13 protein-coding genes and 1 pseudogene are annotated in these 15,408 nt (G+C 64.1%); 9 read left to right on the forward strand and 5 right to left on the reverse strand.

Annotated features, from left to right (window positions below; genetic code table 11):
• Nucleotides 1-21 precede the first annotated feature (21 nt).
• The 5 genes from OM076_RS10185 (at nucleotide 22) to OM076_RS10205 (ending at nucleotide 3,819) form a co-directional block, all read left to right on the forward strand.
• On the forward strand, nucleotides 22-573 hold the full coding sequence (locus tag OM076_RS10185; RefSeq protein ID WP_270039592.1) for a TetR/AcrR family transcriptional regulator: 552 nt from the start codon (nucleotides 22-24) through the stop codon (nucleotides 571-573).
• A 982-nt stretch (nucleotides 574-1,555) separates the two neighbouring features.
• A complete protein-coding gene (locus OM076_RS10190) occupies nucleotides 1,556-1,972 on the forward strand; it encodes a hypothetical protein (RefSeq protein WP_270039594.1) in 417 nt (138 codons plus the stop codon).
• Nucleotides 1,969-2,853 (forward strand): conjugal transfer protein, encoded by an 885-nt coding sequence (locus OM076_RS10195; RefSeq protein WP_270039596.1) that lies wholly within the window; start codon nucleotides 1,969-1,971, stop codon nucleotides 2,851-2,853. The genes OM076_RS10190 and OM076_RS10195 overlap by 4 nt, the downstream gene beginning before the upstream one ends.
• A gap of 3 nt (nucleotides 2,854-2,856) precedes the next feature.
• On the forward strand, nucleotides 2,857-3,180 hold the full coding sequence (locus OM076_RS10200) for a hypothetical protein (protein ID WP_270039597.1): 324 nt from the start codon (nucleotides 2,857-2,859) through the stop codon (nucleotides 3,178-3,180).
• 156 nt (nucleotides 3,181-3,336) lie between these two features.
• Nucleotides 3,337-3,819: a hypothetical protein gene (locus OM076_RS10205; RefSeq protein WP_270039598.1), complete on the forward strand. Its 483-nt coding sequence runs from the start codon at nucleotides 3,337-3,339 to the stop codon at nucleotides 3,817-3,819.
• Nucleotides 3,820-4,741: 922 nt separating this feature from the next.
• Here the strand turns inward: OM076_RS10205 and OM076_RS10210 are convergent.
• Nucleotides 4,742-5,428 carry a helix-turn-helix domain-containing protein gene (locus OM076_RS10210; RefSeq protein ID WP_270039599.1) on the reverse strand — a complete coding sequence of 229 codons (687 nt, stop codon included), beginning with the start codon at nucleotides 5,426-5,428 and terminating at the stop codon, nucleotides 4,742-4,744.
• Nucleotides 5,429-5,585: 157 nt separating this feature from the next.
• Here OM076_RS10210 and OM076_RS10215 point away from each other — a divergent pair, with 157 nt between their 5' ends.
• The 4 genes from OM076_RS10215 to OM076_RS10230 all read left to right on the forward strand — a co-directional run bounded on the left by OM076_RS10215 (nucleotide 5,586) and on the right by OM076_RS10230 (nucleotide 9,957).
• Complete coding sequence (locus OM076_RS10215; RefSeq protein WP_270039601.1) at nucleotides 5,586-6,602, forward strand: YDG/SRA domain-containing protein; 1,017 nt, start codon at nucleotides 5,586-5,588, stop codon at nucleotides 6,600-6,602.
• A gap of 420 nt (nucleotides 6,603-7,022) precedes the next feature.
• Complete coding sequence (locus OM076_RS10220) at nucleotides 7,023-8,081, forward strand: hypothetical protein (protein WP_270039603.1); 1,059 nt, start codon at nucleotides 7,023-7,025, stop codon at nucleotides 8,079-8,081.
• A 351-nt stretch (nucleotides 8,082-8,432) separates the two neighbouring features.
• A complete protein-coding gene (locus OM076_RS10225) occupies nucleotides 8,433-9,662 on the forward strand; it encodes an STAS-like domain-containing protein (protein ID WP_270039604.1) in 1,230 nt (409 codons plus the stop codon).
• Nucleotides 9,663-9,720: 58 nt separating this feature from the next.
• Nucleotides 9,721-9,957, forward strand: a complete 237-nt coding sequence (locus OM076_RS10230) for an integrase core domain-containing protein (protein WP_270039605.1) — start codon at nucleotides 9,721-9,723, stop codon at nucleotides 9,955-9,957.
• Between the two features lie 7 nt (nucleotides 9,958-9,964).
• Here OM076_RS10230 and OM076_RS10235 read toward each other — a convergent pair whose 3' ends face one another.
• From OM076_RS10235 to OM076_RS10245, 4 genes and pseudogenes are all read right to left on the reverse strand, one after another.
• The gene (locus OM076_RS10235; RefSeq protein WP_270039607.1) at nucleotides 9,965-10,369 is read right to left on the reverse strand and encodes a hypothetical protein; all 405 of its coding nucleotides are present in this window, start codon (nucleotides 10,367-10,369) and stop codon (nucleotides 9,965-9,967) included.
• A 42-nt stretch (nucleotides 10,370-10,411) separates the two neighbouring features.
• Nucleotides 10,412-10,804, reverse strand: a pseudogene (locus OM076_RS46810) (HNH endonuclease); the annotation flags it as partial.
• The gene (locus OM076_RS10240; protein ID WP_270039608.1) at nucleotides 10,791-12,251 is read right to left on the reverse strand and encodes an AAA family ATPase; all 1,461 of its coding nucleotides are present in this window, start codon (nucleotides 12,249-12,251) and stop codon (nucleotides 10,791-10,793) included. The pseudogene OM076_RS46810 and the gene OM076_RS10240, both read right to left, overlap by 14 nt.
• A 187-nt stretch (nucleotides 12,252-12,438) precedes the next feature.
• Nucleotides 12,439-15,384: a DUF499 family protein gene (locus OM076_RS10245; RefSeq protein ID WP_270039609.1), complete on the reverse strand. Its 2,946-nt coding sequence runs from the start codon at nucleotides 15,382-15,384 to the stop codon at nucleotides 12,439-12,441.
• Nucleotides 15,385-15,408 lie beyond the last annotated feature (24 nt).

A 15,408-nucleotide genomic window follows, 5' to 3' on the forward strand; every position in this document is an offset into this window, starting at 1 on the left:
GGATACGCTAGCGTATGGTTCATGCCCGCGCAAGCTCGTACGCCGCGCAGCGACTGGATCGCCGCCGGCCTGACCGCACTCGCCCGTGGCGGCCCAGAGGCGGTACGCGTCGAGCCGCTGGCGCGTGAGCTCGGCGCCACCAAGGGCAGCTTCTACTGGCACTTCGACGACCGCGCCGGGCTGCTCGAAGCCATGCTCGACGAGTGGGAGCGAACGGTTGTCGATGACGTGATCGCCCAGATCGACGCCGGCGGCGGCGACGCGCGCGACCGCTTGCGCCGTCTGTTCGCGCTCGCCGGCTCCTTCCGCGACCTGCCCGCCGTCGAGCTCGCGATCCGCGACTGGGCCCGCCGCGATGCCGGCGTCGCCCGCCGGCTCAAGCGCCTGGACAACCGCCGCCTCGACTACATGCGGACGTTGTTCGCCGCGTTCGCGGACGACGACGCCGACGCCGAGGTTCGCTGCACCCTGGCCTTCGCACTGTTCGTCGGGCACCCGCTGATCGCCGCCGACCACCCGGGCCGCACGCGCAGGGACGTGCTCGATCTGGCGCTAGCTCATCTCCTGCGCTGACAAGCCATCGACACCGCGTCGACTGGAGGCCCAGAGACGGACGGCATCCCAATGACGACCGTGAGCAGCAAAGTCTGCGAGCCGGCGCCAACCAGCGTGTCGGGGGGACGATGATCGCGGCGATACGACCCAGAGCGCTGACAGGAAAAGGGCCGGCACGCGGGACCTTTAGGGCAGAGCCCTCTGCCGGACTCGAACCGGCGACCCCTTTCTTGCCATCGATTCAGAGCGTCGCGTGTAGTCCGCAGTCGTCGTCCGTTTTGCCTGCAGGACGGCACTTTTTCGGCTGACGCTCTGAGTGGGATCGAGGCTCGGGCGCAGGCCCGTGTGTCCCTGGTGTGTCTCGCGCGATGGCTGGACGAGTCGCGTGACGGCTTCGAGTTGGGCTGCCGCAAATGTATTTTTCAGACTGCCGAATCTGTCTGCTACGGCCTTGATTCGGAGCTTGTGCGGCGTCCGCGAGCGGTCGTGGCCAGAGACGTTGCGCGATTTGGGGGGGCGAACTTTGTTCGGGCCCAGCCTATACGGGGGGTGAGACAAGACCAGGCGTTCGAGCATCGGCGCGAGGATCGTTCGTGACCGGCTCATTGTTCGACTGCGGGGCCCAGCTACGAACGGCCCCGGGCGAGTCGTTTGAGATCTGCCTTCGCGTCCGGCGAACGGCCGACGGATTCGAGGCCGAGCTCTCGGACTACGCCGTAGTGCGAGAAGCGGGCCAGACGCCGTGGGAGGCCGTCAATCGGTTGTTTGGCGCACATCGGGCGCTGCTCGAGCGGCGGTGGCCGGCGTGATCGGACGAAGCCTGGAGTTCCTGCTCGATCTCGATCCGCCGTGGTTTGTGTTCTGCGTGGCGAGTGTCATCACCGTCCGCGGATCCCGGGCCGGCTCGGAGGGGCATCGGTCAAGTGGAGGTGACCAGCGTGTTGATCGCTGATGGCGTGGCGCGAATCCAGCGCGAGCTGTTTGAGCGGCGGTGGTTGCAGTGACGCCCGACGACTATCTCGGCCAGGCGGTGTTTCGCGTGCGTGACTACGGGGCCGAGCACGAGCACTTCCGCTTTGAAGTGGACCTCGCGTTCGATGGTCCGTCGGTGCTTGGCTGGGGCACGAGCCCGTGGGAGGCGCTGCGCGATCTCCTGGGCACGCATCCGGGGCAGTTCGAAGCGGCGCTTGCTTCGCAGGATCGCGACGTCGACGCGTGGGTCCTGCTGGGCGATTGGCACATGCTGCCCGAGGACGAGCTGGTCGGGCTGACGTGCATGGTGCTCCGCGATGAGCGCCGGGTGCCGGTCGATCATCAGCGGCCGTACATCTACATGCCCGAGGACGCGCCCGAGGTCCACGAGCTGGCGCGCTGGCTGCTGCATCGCTGGCGCGACGCGCGGGAGCTTGAGTCGTGACCGGGCTACGTGTGCGCTCGCGCTCGGGCCGCTCGAAGTCGCTGACTCGCGGCGACTTCATCCGCCGGCTCGGGCAGACGGTGCTCTGGCTGCTGGTGCTCGTGCTGCTCGTGCGCGGGGTCGCGCAGATGTTCGCACGCGAGCCGGTGGCGGTGGTTCCGGTGACGCGTGCTGTTCCGGCGGCTTGGCCGGATGACGAGGCGCGCGCGTTCGGCGCTGCGTTCGTGCGGGCCTACTTCACGGCTTCGCCACGGGAGCCGGGTGCGCAGGCGAGTGCGCTTGCGCGGTTCGTCTCGCCGGAGCTGGCGGAGTCGATCGCTCCTGAGGTCGGCGAGCGCTCGCGTGGCGAGTCGGTCACCGCTGTCACGTTCGCTCGTGCTGCGCGTGTGGGTCGCCGGCAGGCGCTGCTGACGTTCGCTGTCGCGGTGGGCGACGGGACGCGGTACGTGACCGTGCCGGTTGCGCGCGACGTTCGCGGCGGGCTGGTCGTCGACGAGCTGCCGTCATTCGCGGCGCCGCCCCGTGTGGCCTCGGTGCCCGAGTCCTCGGCGGCGCCGATTAGCGGGGTGGAACGGGATCAGCTGGGCGCGATCGTCGAGCGGTTCCTCCGTGCGTACGTGGCCGGGGATGCCGGCGGGTTGGCCTACATGGTTCTTGCGGGCGCACGGATCGCGACGCCCGGAACGCGGGCCTACGAGCTCGTCGAGCTGGTGTCGCTCGCCCAGGCCGAACCGGCGAGGGCAAACGTGCGCGATCTCGACGCGACCGTGCGTGTGCGGGAGCTGGGGTCTGGAGCGGTCTATTCGCAGCTCTATCGGCTGCGGCTCGAGCGGCGCGAGCGCTGGTACGTCGCAGACGTCAACGGCTCGAGGGAGGGCTGAGCGATGCGTAAGCAAGTGCAGTGGTGGCTGGTCGCGGTGTTTGTCACGGCGGCGGTCGTGTGGGTCTCGCTGACGATTGCCACGGCGGCGTTCGCTGCGGGTGACGGGGAGCGAGTCGGCGAGAACGTCGGCCGGTTGCTCGGCGGTTGGGCCAAGAGCCTGTACGTCGGCATCGCCGCCCTGGTCGCGCTGATGTTCCTGCTCAACCGCCGCTTCGCCGATCTGGCGGTGTTCCTGCTGGCCGCGGCGCTCGTCGGCGGATTCGTGCTCGCGCCCAACGAGGTCGCCGGCACGATCCGGGACATCTGGCGCACGATCACCGCGTGATCCGCGATGGCACTTACGACGTCCGCTCATCGCCGGAGAGCTTCCGATGCGGAGCTGGCTGAGCGCGCATGCCGTGGCGACGGCGCCGCGTTTACAAGTCTGGCCCAGCGTTACGACCGGCTGATCGGCCACACGATCCGGCAGAGGGCCTTCGGTTTGAGCCACGAGGATCAGCGCCAGGAGGCGTTGATCGGCCTGTTCGAGGCGTGTCGAGCACACGATCCAAGCAAGGGTGACTTCGGAGCGATCGCCACCGTCTGCATCCGCCGCAAAGTCTGGAGCGCGAAGTACAAGCAGCAATCGCACCGACACCGGATCCTCACTGAGGCCGTCGGGCTCGAGCATCGCAAGACCCCGGACGCACCCACGATCGCCGAGCGCCTGCCGGCCGGCGCGGCGTCCGATCCCGCGATGGTGATCGAGCTGCGCGACGAGCTGCGCGAGCGAGCCGCCAACTACCGGCCGCCTCGACCGCGGCGCAAGCCAAACCCGAGCCCGATTCCGGCCAGGCGCTACACGCCCGAGGAGATCGCCACGGCCGTGCGCCTGGTCGGCGAAGGTAGGACGCAACGCGAGGCTGCTGCAGCGATCGGGGCTACACATCACAGCGTGCAGCGCTGGCTACGGGAAGCCGCATGAGACGCCTATGGACCACGCGGGGCCGAGTGGCGACGCTGTGCATGAGCCCAGTCGTCGCCCCTCGAACCCGGGGTCGCACCTCATCCGGCACCCGCCTCCGTCAACAGCCCGCTTAGCCGTCGTGCAGCACCTGAGGCTTCACCGCATCACGCATCGCTGGCCGATTTCGCGTAATTGGCTACTACGGGCTGCGGGATTGGCCAATAGCCGAGCTTTGACGCTGCCGATTGCGCCCCCTTGCGCGGCGCCACGACATTCCGCTTATGCCCAGGTTCCGCTGGCACCGGATACGGCTGATAAGCGGAGACGCCACGCCGCGACCGAATGTCTTCTCACTCCAGGATGCGATGTCCCGGGCCGGGTTCGAGCCGAACAAGGTGCCACGATGGGTCCGTGGGAAGTCTTGCGAGCGTGTTCGACGTGTGGGACGCCGACACGGGTCGTCGAATCGCGAGCGATGCGACTCGGGATGACGCGCGACACGCGCTTGAACATCACGGGGTTTCTGCTGCGGCGGCGCGCGCATGCCTGGAGCGTGCTGACGATGGGAGCGGCCTTGCATTGCTCGTCGGCGGCTTCACGATCCTCGCGAAGGACGGTCAGGCGTGTCCCGGCCCTTGACGTGTCTCAGCGCAGCGGACGTTCCCGCTGTCAACCGGCGCAGCCGGTCATACCTGGCTCATCAGCGCAGGCGGCCGGCGGGGTCAAGAGGAGCCCGACAGGGCCGAGCGCAGCGAGCTGCGAAGCAGTCCTCTTGACGCCGACGGACGCCGGAGCTATCTGCAGGTGGCTAGGAGGATCACAGCAGGAGGTCGATCGAGCCGTAGCGCGGTTGTTGATCGGTGACGCACGCGCTGTTCGTCAATCCCGCCGCGGCGTCGGCGGTGTGTCGCAAGCGGTCGGTAGCCCGGCTTTCTTGTCGCTACGGCTTGAGTCGCTTCAGGTGCCGAATCGCCTCACGTCGCAGTCGCGGGTCGTCGTGCTCGAGGAGGTCCAGCAGTGTGGCGGCGATGGGCGCTTGCGACGAGGCGATCGTGGTCCACAGCTCGTCCGCGAGGATCCAGCGGATCAGTGCGAGCCCCGGGCCTGGGTCAAGCGCGTGCGCGCGCACGATTTCTGCGCGATGCGCCATCGGAGCGTAGATCTCGATGTCGTTGCGGGCTCCGTGCACGCCGACGCGGTTCGCCGCCGAGGCGCCTGTAGGCATGGTGTCGTGGCGCGCCGCGAGACGGTTGAGTTCGGATGGATGGACGTGGAAGGACTCGGGTCGAGCTCGTTGTCTCAACGCGTGCGCTCGATTCGCGAGGATGTGTGTTTCGAGCCAGCGACTGGCCCGTCGCCGGTGATACGGCGGCCCGAGCTCTTGTGCGCGTTCGCCGATCCCGCTGGCGAGAAGCAGGACGGTCCAGGTCATCGTTGGCGAGAGCGGACGCCCTGGGCTGGTCGGCTGTCGGCGGCGCCGCTCGATGCTGCGGCGGTGGAGCCACCACATGTTGCCTCGCTTGATCGCATCGATTTCGTGGCCACTAGCCAACGCGCGAACCTCGCGCTCGCTCAGCCCGAGAATCTGTGCTGCTTCATTGACGGTCACGTAGTCGGCGAGACTCACCCGAACGGAAGTGTGCCGGAGCCGGAACTATTCTGTTCGACTGACGCATCGGCGCTCACGGTGTTTGATGCTTCGCGTCGTCTTGCGACGGGGGGTCCGTCGCTTATCCGATGGCAGTCGATTGGCAGATCAGGACTTGGCGCGTAGGGTTTCCCGAATGGCACGAGTTTTCGGCAACATTGCCGGCCAGCCCGAGGGCCGCCGATATGTCTCGCGTCGAGAGGCGCATGAGGCCGGGGTGCACAAGCCGCTGCAGGCCGGCATTTCTGGCGCATCGGCTGAAGGAGCCGATTCAATCGTCGTCTCGGGTGGTTACGAGGACGATCAAGACTTTGGGGACACGATCGTCTACACCGGGCATGGGGGAAACGACCCGGCCACGGGCGTACAAGTCGCAGATCAGGTCCTCGAGCGGGGCAACGCGGCCCTCGCGTTCAATCACCGGCGAGGACTTCCGGTGCGCGTGATCCGAGGCGCAGGTGGCGACCCGACGATCTCACCCGAGACCGGCTACCGATACGACGGCCTCTTCGATGTCGATGACTACTGGGAAGAGACCGGAAGGTCCGGCTTCCGCATTTGGCGTTTCCGACTCGTGAAACGAGCAACGTCCGGGCGAGGCTCTGACGGGCCAAGCACCGGCGCTGGCGTACGCCGGCCGGCGACTGGGACTTCGCCGCGGCCCTCGGAGCCCGGTACGACGTACGTCCCGGCGGTGCCGACGGTGGCAGCGGACGGTGGAGAACCGTTCGAAGTAGACCCCGACAAGCTTGATCGGGCAACGAGAGCTCACGCCGAATTGCAGAACTTCCTCGCGGAGCGGCTGGAGGCACTCGGGCTCAAGCCACTGTCGCCGGCGCTGCCGCATGATCCGGAGTTCGACATCGCGTGGCGCCATGATGGGCGTCTGCACGTGTGCGAAGTCAAGACGACAACCTCTGCGAATCGTGACCGGCAGCTTCGCCTCGCGCTCGGCCAGGTTTTGCACTACGCGAAGCAGCTCGAGCAGCGGGGCGAGACGGTTCGCACGCTGGTGCTGACGCCGGGGAGTCCTCCGGAAACGGGCGACATCTGGTCCAGCGTCATGGACGGCGTAGGCGTCGGTTGGATTACCCGAGAAATGATCGCCGGGGACGACGTCGCCGCGCGCGCCGCGATCCTTCGCGGGATCTGACGGCTAAGACCCGCGCGACCGCGCGTGACTCGTCTGGCGTACTGGGCCCGATGTGGCTCGGCGCGCCGGCGAGGACGGCCGCCTGCGGCCGCCCGCAGCCGGCGCCGGCGGCGAGCGAAGCGAGCCGCCCTTGAATATGTAGAGATAGTCCGCACGGAACGAGTCGCGGCCGTGTTGTCGTCGAGTGAAGCGTTGCGCCGGCCCGCGGGCGGGCGCGATCTCAAACCGTCGCCCAAGGGGGACACGCGCCAATCCGGGGAGCCCACCGCGCTCGGCCGTCGGAGTGCGCACGGGCAACGGGCGCAGCGAGCGCCCACCATTCGCACTAGCCAGACCGGACAGGATCGGAGAGGATGCCGCAGCCCAACGCGCAGGCGCGGTTGCAACGGAACCCAAAGGAGCACGAATCAATTGAGGAGCTTGACCGAGTTCGAGGTATGGGCCCCGCACGGAAATGCTGCGCGAATCCTGCACGACGGCCTCGTCGCGGAGGGGATTATCGAGGCCGAATCTGCCAATGACTTCGGGAAGACGGTCTCGGAGGCGATGGCGCAGCTCGAGCGCCGAACGCGTGAGGTGTACGGGTCATTGCCTTCCTACAAGGACAACTTGCAGGCACAAATTCATGCGCTGCCGGCCGACCCTGACCATCCGCTGATCTGGGAGATCGCCAACCAACACATTTCGGACCTTGTGGGGTCGTCTCCTCAGGGCGCGGAGAGCGCTCCCGTTAGCCTTGTCCCGCCAGCTGAGGTTGCGCGGCGAACCTTTCTCATCCGCAACGTGCTGGCGATCCTAGCGCAGACGCCACAGAGCAAACGGCTCTTGGCAGAACAACTCAATGTGAGCGTCCTGTACTTCAACAACCTCGACTCAGTCGGAATCATGTACTGGCTGCCCGACCGAAACCGAGTCGTTATCCGACTTCGCCAACGGAACCCTGTTCGACTTCGCGAGGTGACACAACTGTTGGTGACCACGCTGAAAAAGATCGGAAATCAGCAGCTAGGCAATCCTGAACACTTCGTGGGATCGACGGGGTCGGTCGTTAAGAGTAATCCGCAGCATCTGCGGTTTACGTTCGATCGGGTGCAACTATTCACGCACTCCGTCGGAGACGAGGAGGAAATCGATCACGGCGAGGTAGTGCAGTTCGAGAGTCCAAAGTCAATCTACAGATTCATCTGGCGCCGGCGGGTGGAGAGGGTGGCGCGACTTGCCGTCTATGTCACGGCGGCATTGAGTATCGCGTTCTTCGCTACACAGTTTGTTGTCGATGCGCCAGATCTAGCCAAGACGTTTGAATTCTTGTCTCAAGTATTCGGCCGACTCTTCACCACTGCTCTCTGGGTGGTCTTTCTCCAGATCTTCGTTGAGCATGGCGCACTCGTTCGGGCCATGCGGAGTAAGGGCACGAAATTCGCGGGCGGGGCCGTGGTTCTCTGGGGCGACGCTCGCCGATACTCGTTGATCAACTAGATTGCGCGACGAAAGGGATGGATCGAAGTCGCGACCGCTCGTCCCCTCTCGCCAGGTCAGCTGGGACGGCGACCGACCGCTGGCGGGTCCGCTCGCAGACAGCGGCGGAACTGGACGGGCGAGCGGGTTGCTCTGAGCCTGGCGGCGCACCGCTGCTTCCACGCAAGACGCAGCCGTGCGTCGGGCGGGCCGTCGGACGTTCGGACTCGGCCGAGTCCCATGGAACAAGCAATTCAGCGCCTGAGGATCGCAATTGCCGTCGCCAAGGTGTCTCGTTGGATTGCAAACCCTGAACCGATGTCTCAGGTCCGATTGACCTTTGAATCCGTTTAGCAGAGGATTCGAGGAGCGATGAGCAATACATGCCTCGAGTGGGCTGACGACAACCAAACGCTCGTCTTTCGACGCCTCAAGAAGCCGGAGGTGCTCGAGCTGATCGAGCGCACGCAACTTCTGCACGGTGCATTGTGCAACAAGGTGACGTTCGATCTGTCGGGGATCGACACGGCCTTCTCAGCGCAGGCGCTTCCGCTCGTGATTGTCGCCCACGCCCTGCGACAGCGGGGGGTGCAGGTCGACCTCATCCTGCCCGGGGAATACGGGCTGCGTACGCTCTTTACCAATACAAACTGGGCGCATCTCATCGCTCCGCACCAGTTCGACGAGTCGACTTTCGACGGCCATCATATGCATGCAACCACCTATTCGTCGTCTCCTGTCCAGCAAGAAATCGTTAATGGCGTCATGGATCTTCTCCTCGAGGAGGGCCACATTGATCGCCCGATTCTCGGGGCGCTTGAGTGGGCGCTGAACGAAGTTACCGACAATGTGCTGGTTCACTCCGGCTCCCATGGCATCGTCCAAGTGACGCGCTACCAGAACGAAGCGCACATTGTTGTGTGTGACGCAGGGCGTGGTATTGGTGCATCAATGCGCGACGCCTTCCCTGCACTCACTGACGATGTAACCGCTACCCAGCGAGCGATACTCCCCGGAGTCACGAGCGGTCCCGGACAGGGAAACGGCTTGGCCGGGATCAATAGCATCGCCCGGTTGGCTCAAGGCGAAATCAGCCTCATCTCGGGTCGAGCTTTCGCGATGCTGTCGTACGGATCGGGGCGGAGCCGAGCGACATGGGCGCCGGTCGCCGGGTCCGTAGCGTTTCCGGGCACCGCTGTTGTGCTGCAGTTGCCACTCAACGTCCATCTCGACCTTCGCGAGGCATTGCGCTTTCAGTCGCCAGACTGGGAACCTTGGGACTTCATCGACGCTCGCTACGAGCCAGAAGACGGGGAACTGACGCTGCGGCTAGCGGAGGAGCGGCGTGGGGTTGGAAGTCGCGAGGCAGGACACGCGATCCGAACAAAGACCGAGAATCTGCTTGACATGAGTCCGACGGCGCGTCTCACCATCGACTTCTCCGGCGTGCGCATGATTGCTTCGAGCTTTGCTGACGAGTTCATGGGCAAGCTGCGGTTAGCGCTCGGGGTTGCCACGTTCGATGAACGAATTCGACTCATCGGCCTAGATCCGTCGATCGAGGCGGTTGTACGTGGTGCGATCTCTCAGCGAATGCGATAGAGCGTCATTTCGGCGACGACCGGCGCCGCCTCCAGGACGACGAGGAGCAGTGCCGTTGATGGCCCGAGTCGACTTCGTGGACCGCGAATCGGATTGGCCGGCCGCATACACACCGCGCTGGAACGGCAAGGTCGAGCGCTTCCACCAAACGATGGAACGCGAGTGGGCCAAAGGCCCGCGCTACCGCAACAGCACCACCCGCAACCGCGCCTTGCCACACTGGCTCGAGCACTACAACCAGCGCAGACCCCACAGCTCACTCGGCGCTCACAACCTCCACGGGCACGACAACTAGGCGAGCGTTATTGAGGGAGCCAGCCGGTGCACGCTCCGGACGTGAACTGGTGGCTGTTCGCGAATCCTACGAGCGCTGCGGAGCGCCAATGGTTGACTCCGCGAATTGCGGCAACATAACCCGCCTGTCGCCGAAGGTCATCCTGGAGGTCAGAGGGAGATGCGCCGTCGGCCAGCTCCTCGGCCACGTACTGCACCTGAATTCCCGCCTCCTCGATGGCCCTACGTTGGTAGTACTTCGCCAAGTCGAGCTTCGTGAAGTGAGTTTTCAATCGACTGGCGACGTGTGCGGGAACTGCTGGGGTGGGTTCGACTCGGTACTCAATCTCCGGCACCCCGCTCTGCACGGTGACGTCGGCCACGAGAAATGGGTCGACATCACTCAACCTGTCGAGATACAGGTGCAAGTACAAAGGAGCACCATTCTCGCGAATCAAATTCAGTTTGGCGGTATTGCATTCTCGGCAGCAGGGCACCAAATTGAGCGGGAGCACTGCAAACTCCGGGTATTGTGACCGTGGGAGATAGTGATCCAGGGTAGTTGCCTCTCGATAGCCGCACATCGGGCAATTGCCCCCCGGAACCGCATTCAATATTTGGTTGCGGACGTCCTCATGAGTCCGCAAAAATGCAGGGTAATTTGCCTTGAGGCGCCGTCGTGTTGTCCCCCCCAACGTGAGAGGCTGCAGAGCAGTAACGTCCGCCGCCTGTGCTTCGTAAGCGCGGTAGCTGGCAATGACGTGTGGTCGCACCAACTGTAGTGCCAGGCGCGTAGAGGATCTGCGGCGAGAAAGCACTGTGTCGAATAGTTCGTCCGCATCGACGATGGGCGGTTTAAGCGTCCGCATCGCCCAGCTGCTCTAGTCCTCGTTTCTCCGATCTGATGATTGCTCGGCCCTGGGAGCTGATCCTGCCTCCAAACAAGGCTTCGATGCGTTCAAGTGAGTGGGTAGCCGCTAGAGCACGAAGTACGCCCTGAAAGTCGCGATCGCTGTTGTCGAGATTGAAGATCTCAGTCGTCAGGAGTGACACGTTCTCTCCGAATGTTTCAATCTCCGGGGCTTCGACCCGTAGCCATCGGCCGTGCCGCCGCAGCACTAACACATTGCGGCCGGGAATCTCCTGAACCACGACAGGAGAGTGCGTTGCGACGATTCCGAACGAGTCAAAGAGCTTTAGGCCTGCTCCGATGGACTTCAAAAGCGCGGCGACCAGCGGGGGATGAAGATGCATCTCCGGCTCGTCGATGAGCACGAGCGTTCGGCGTTCGAGTCGAGCGCACAGTTGCACAACGATGTTCAGAACAATCTTGTGTCCTGCGCTCAAGCGCGTGAATGCGTCGTCCCAGGAGTCCCGTTTCGAGTCAACCTCGGGCATCTCGCCAACCATCGCGAAGGACGGTTCATCAAAAATCGGTTCGAGGATGAGCCGAAGTTGTCCCTCTCGAAGTTTTGTGGACGCAAGTTCGCGAGCAACGTGGAAGTCTTGGACGATGTCGGACAGGCTCTTAAGTTCAGTTGCTGCTGTCGAATTCACTACACCGATTCGCCGAAGCCCAATGTATGTATAGCGGCGTGCAGAGGTCTGACCGGTGCGGTCGCGTGCCTGTTCGAGGGCTGCTTCGGAAGCCTCGAATGCGCCTTGACCTGGGACCGGAAAGTCGTCAAAGGCACTGTACGAAACGGCGATCACTGCGCCTAACTTCGGTCGATCGCCGTCGAAGGCTCCGTACTGTTCAAACTCAGGCGTGGACAGCTCATGATCGTCGGCGGCCGCGACCATCGCGAGGTTTGCGAGGAGACGTGTCTTTCCTACACCGTTGTACCCAATAACTGCAATTAGCCGGGTCGGAAGCGGATCATGTGCGCCGAAGTTGAAGGAAACAATGTCGTTGTTCACATGTGGTTGGTAGCTGAAGGACAATTGGCCTTCGGCTAGATCCGGTTCCGTACCCGAAAAGAGTTCTCGTCCAAGAACGTAGGCTTGATGGGCTGCAGGAAATCGGAAGAGGGACGTCGCGTACCCAGGCTCGGGACTGAAACGTTCGTCAATAGCTGGAGATGCTGAGATATCTCGCATCCTGCGCAAGTAGTCGGTTGCGACTGTCGAGCCCGCGGCCTGTAGTGCCTCGTAATACGAGGTAGCTTGCCCGAGCGAACAGAAGTCCTCGGGCAACTGTTCAAACGCCTGCGGTGGCTCCGCTCTCCCGGATGTTCCCATGCCAAGTTGGAGAATCTTGACGTCCTCCAGGTCGAGCTTTCGCCCGTCTTCCAGCCACAGGGTGACGTGAAACATCGTCACGAACCCGTAGTCGTTCCATCCGTCTGGCCGTAGGACAGCCGTCGGGCGAGTCTCTGGTGCGGCCGAGCGGTACGAGAGTCGGAAGAACACGCGGGCGTCAGGTTCGCAGATCGAGTCGAGGAGCGAGTCGTTGGCAGGCTCCTGATGATCCGCGAGATAGCGCCTTCATGACATCGGCGCGTTACAGCGGGTTGACGGTTGCTGAGACCCCGAGAGCTTCGAGCTCCTGGGTGACCTTGGTCGCGACCTCTGCGCTTAGGACAAGCTGGAGAGTCGCCTGCCCATAGCTGACCTGTCTCTCGTCCAGCGCCTGGTACAGGACGCGGAACACCGATGCAAGATGGTCGCTGCTCAGGTCATCTCCAAGAAGGTTCTGGGTGAACGAGAACGAGAGCCGTTGTTCGGTCACGGCTGGTGTGGTGTGCCCCGCGGTGGACCCGCTCTCCCCGGCGCCCGCTCCGTTGGGCGGCTGCGTGCCACCTCCGGTTTCCTCCGATGGGGTGTCTTCACCCGCGGCAGGAGGCGTGTCGGCCTCAGGTAGAGGCTTCGGCTTCGCTAGCCGTAGCCCGGCGCTGGCGAGGTTGACTTGATTCGGGGCCGTGACGTCGACTGAGTTTCCGCCAGCGTCGACGATAAGGACTATGCCGGCAATCACCGCGTCGTAGATTGCCTGCTGGAGGTCCCGGTCCCCGCCGTAAAGCAGGGGAAGGCGCGGCGCGGAGTAGAAGGACGCGCGGAGGTCCGACAGAGTGCGCCCGTAGTCGTTCTCACGAAGATTGTGAACGAGGGCCTTGGCCGAAAACGCGCCTGCGTCCAAGACCTTGTCCCGCTCGGCGAGTGCTTTCCAGACAATCGTGCCGTCCAGGCCACTCGAGTGCTCATCCTCGAGACTGACCTGGTCGAGCTTGCGCTCACCTTCAGGATCGGGCTGAGCTAGAAAGACCACGTGCTGATAGGCGCGTCTAAGCGCCTTCTCGAGTTGTTCCTTTGCTTGGAAGAACTCCTTTGCACCGGTGGCCTTGAGGTCCTCGTCATTCTTGACTTCGTCCGCCTCGAGCGCACGCTGGCGAGCCAGGAATTCGATGGCCATGCCACGCGCGTTGGCGCGGCGCTGAGTGTCGATGACGGCGAACACCGCGCTGGAGGCCCACTGGACCGGAAGCTGTTCAGTGCCTTTGCCAAGGCCCACTGCAACGTTGAGCGCATGCATCGTCGCCTGCTCACTGCCGTTTCGCAAGCTGAACTGGGAAGGGTCGAGCACGACGAGCCTGGTCGTGTAAGCCGTGTCGAGGCCGGCGGTCGCCAGCACTTCGGTCGGGGTGCGTCCCGAGTCTCCCGCGACAAACATTAGGTCGCGAAAGGGCCCAGTCGACGAGAGTCGCCGAGCGAACTCGGCAACTACTGCGTCGCGCTCGGTTTCGGTAATCGTGCGGCGGATGTCGTTGACGAGCATCCGGTGTGTCAGGCGAGTGGACAGGTAGTAGCGGGCGGGCTTGTTGTGGCCCTGACCCGGGACGACTTCGACCGCCGACATGCCGTCAGCGCCGACTAGATCGTCAATCACGGTGTCCGCGTCGGTGACAGTAAAGGCCAGATCGGGGACGCTGCAGGCCGCCTTGACTTCAGGGGCACTTGCGCCGCGACCACGTCCAGGCCGCAGCGTACCGACCACGCTCGCCAGAAAAATAAATGTGGCGGCGCGCTCGGCCGCACGTGGGTTGGCATCGCCCCACATGAGCGAATTGCGCTCGAGGTCTTGTCGGCGGGCGCTGCCAGAGGTGTCCGCATTGTTGACAACTTCGCGTTCGGCGAGGCTGCGGTAGTTGGCAATTGTTCGGTCGTCCTCGACCAGGCCTGAGCCGAGGAGCGCCTCGCGGACGGCAGAGTCGCTCAGTGGCAAGTCGCCGGGACCGATGAGTGCGGGAGTCCATCCGCCGGCAAGGCCGCGCTGTTGCTGCGCGAACACGGTGGCGGCGAAGATGCGAATGGTCGAGCGCACGCGCTGAAAGCCGGTGACTTGGCTCCATTCCTCGCGAGCGATCGCCATTAGCTGCGGATGGAACGGGTAGCACTCGGCGACCTGAGCGGCCCATTGCTCTCGCCATTGGCCTCCGACCTGATCCCAGACGTTCTTGACCCACACGGGGTCGGAGTGGAGCGGATGGTACCTAGCGACTGTTGCCGCTAGGACTTCGGCGGCGGGGTCGCCGTCGAACAGTCGGCGGCGGAGGATGTCAGCGAAGTCTCCGACTTCGGTGACGGTCGCTGGTGTCCCGTTGCGTTCGAGCAACGAATTCAAATCGTCGCGGCGTGCGGCAGCTGCAGTCGAAAGGGAGGTCTTGTCGCGGTCAGACGCGATCATCACGGCGAGCATCGCGACGTGTGGCACGTCGTTGATGACATCGAGCAGCGCGCGCAGGAAGGCCATGTCCTGCGCCGCGAGGTCGGGCCGGTTAGCACCGTCGAGGCCGTTGCCGACATAGTCGAGGATCTCGTCCACGATGACAAGCACCGGTCGGTTGACCGCCCTGATCGCCTCGGCGATCCGGCTCTTGTCGCTGAAGTACGGCTGATAGCGCTCATACAGCGAGTAGTCCTTTGAGAACAGTCGCCAGAGAAACCTTTCGTACAAGCTGGTGGCAGGTCCGTCGAACTCCTGTGTGGGAGCGCCAGGAGTCATGTTGTCGCAGGGCATAACGATCACATGCGGATGCCCGAGGTCGGCGGGGAGGTCGCGTCCGAGTTTCTGTTTGGCCCGCAGCAGGATGCCTTCGCCAAGCTGTGTGCCAAGGAGCGCGGCGGGGTTCGCGGCGAGGTGGTAAGCACCAATACAAGCGTGTGACTTGCCGCCGCCCATCCCTTGATCAAGGCGGGTCACAGGGCGGGCCTTCTGATAGTCGTCTCCGGCCCCGAGCCTGACCGCGATCTCCGACAGAAGGTCGACAAGGCGGTCGGTCGGGTGAGTGATCTCGCCGTAGTAGTCGGCCGCGGCGTAGGCGGGCCTCAAGGCCCCGGTGCCGTACACCGCCTGGAACAGTGACATCTGCACGTCGTCGATCTGGCCGGAAGCGGCGACGACCTCCCGCCGAAGCTTGAGGGCTTTCCACCATGGGGTTGGATTCATCATCGTTCGCTCCCTCGCGGGTCCTGC

It is taken from the genome of Solirubrobacter ginsenosidimutans, assembly GCF_027587205.1.

Coding starts and splice junctions, on each gene's coding strand:
- OM076_RS10245 (WP_270039609.1), bottom strand. CDS start 15,384: ATGATGAATCCAACCCCATGGTGGAAAGCCCTCAAGCTTCGGCGGGAG.
- OM076_RS10185 (WP_270039592.1), top strand. CDS start 22: ATGCCCGCGCAAGCTCGTACGCCGCGCAGCGACTGGATCGCCGCCGGC.
- OM076_RS10240 (WP_270039608.1), bottom strand. CDS start 12,251: ATGTTTCACGTCACCCTGTGGCTGGAAGACGGGCGAAAGCTCGACCTG.
- OM076_RS10225 (WP_270039604.1), top strand. CDS start 8,433: ATGAGCAATACATGCCTCGAGTGGGCTGACGACAACCAAACGCTCGTC.
- OM076_RS10200 (WP_270039597.1), top strand. CDS start 2,857: ATGCGTAAGCAAGTGCAGTGGTGGCTGGTCGCGGTGTTTGTCACGGCG.
- OM076_RS10215 (WP_270039601.1), top strand. CDS start 5,586: ATGGCACGAGTTTTCGGCAACATTGCCGGCCAGCCCGAGGGCCGCCGA.
- OM076_RS10230 (WP_270039605.1), top strand. CDS start 9,721: ATGGCCCGAGTCGACTTCGTGGACCGCGAATCGGATTGGCCGGCCGCA.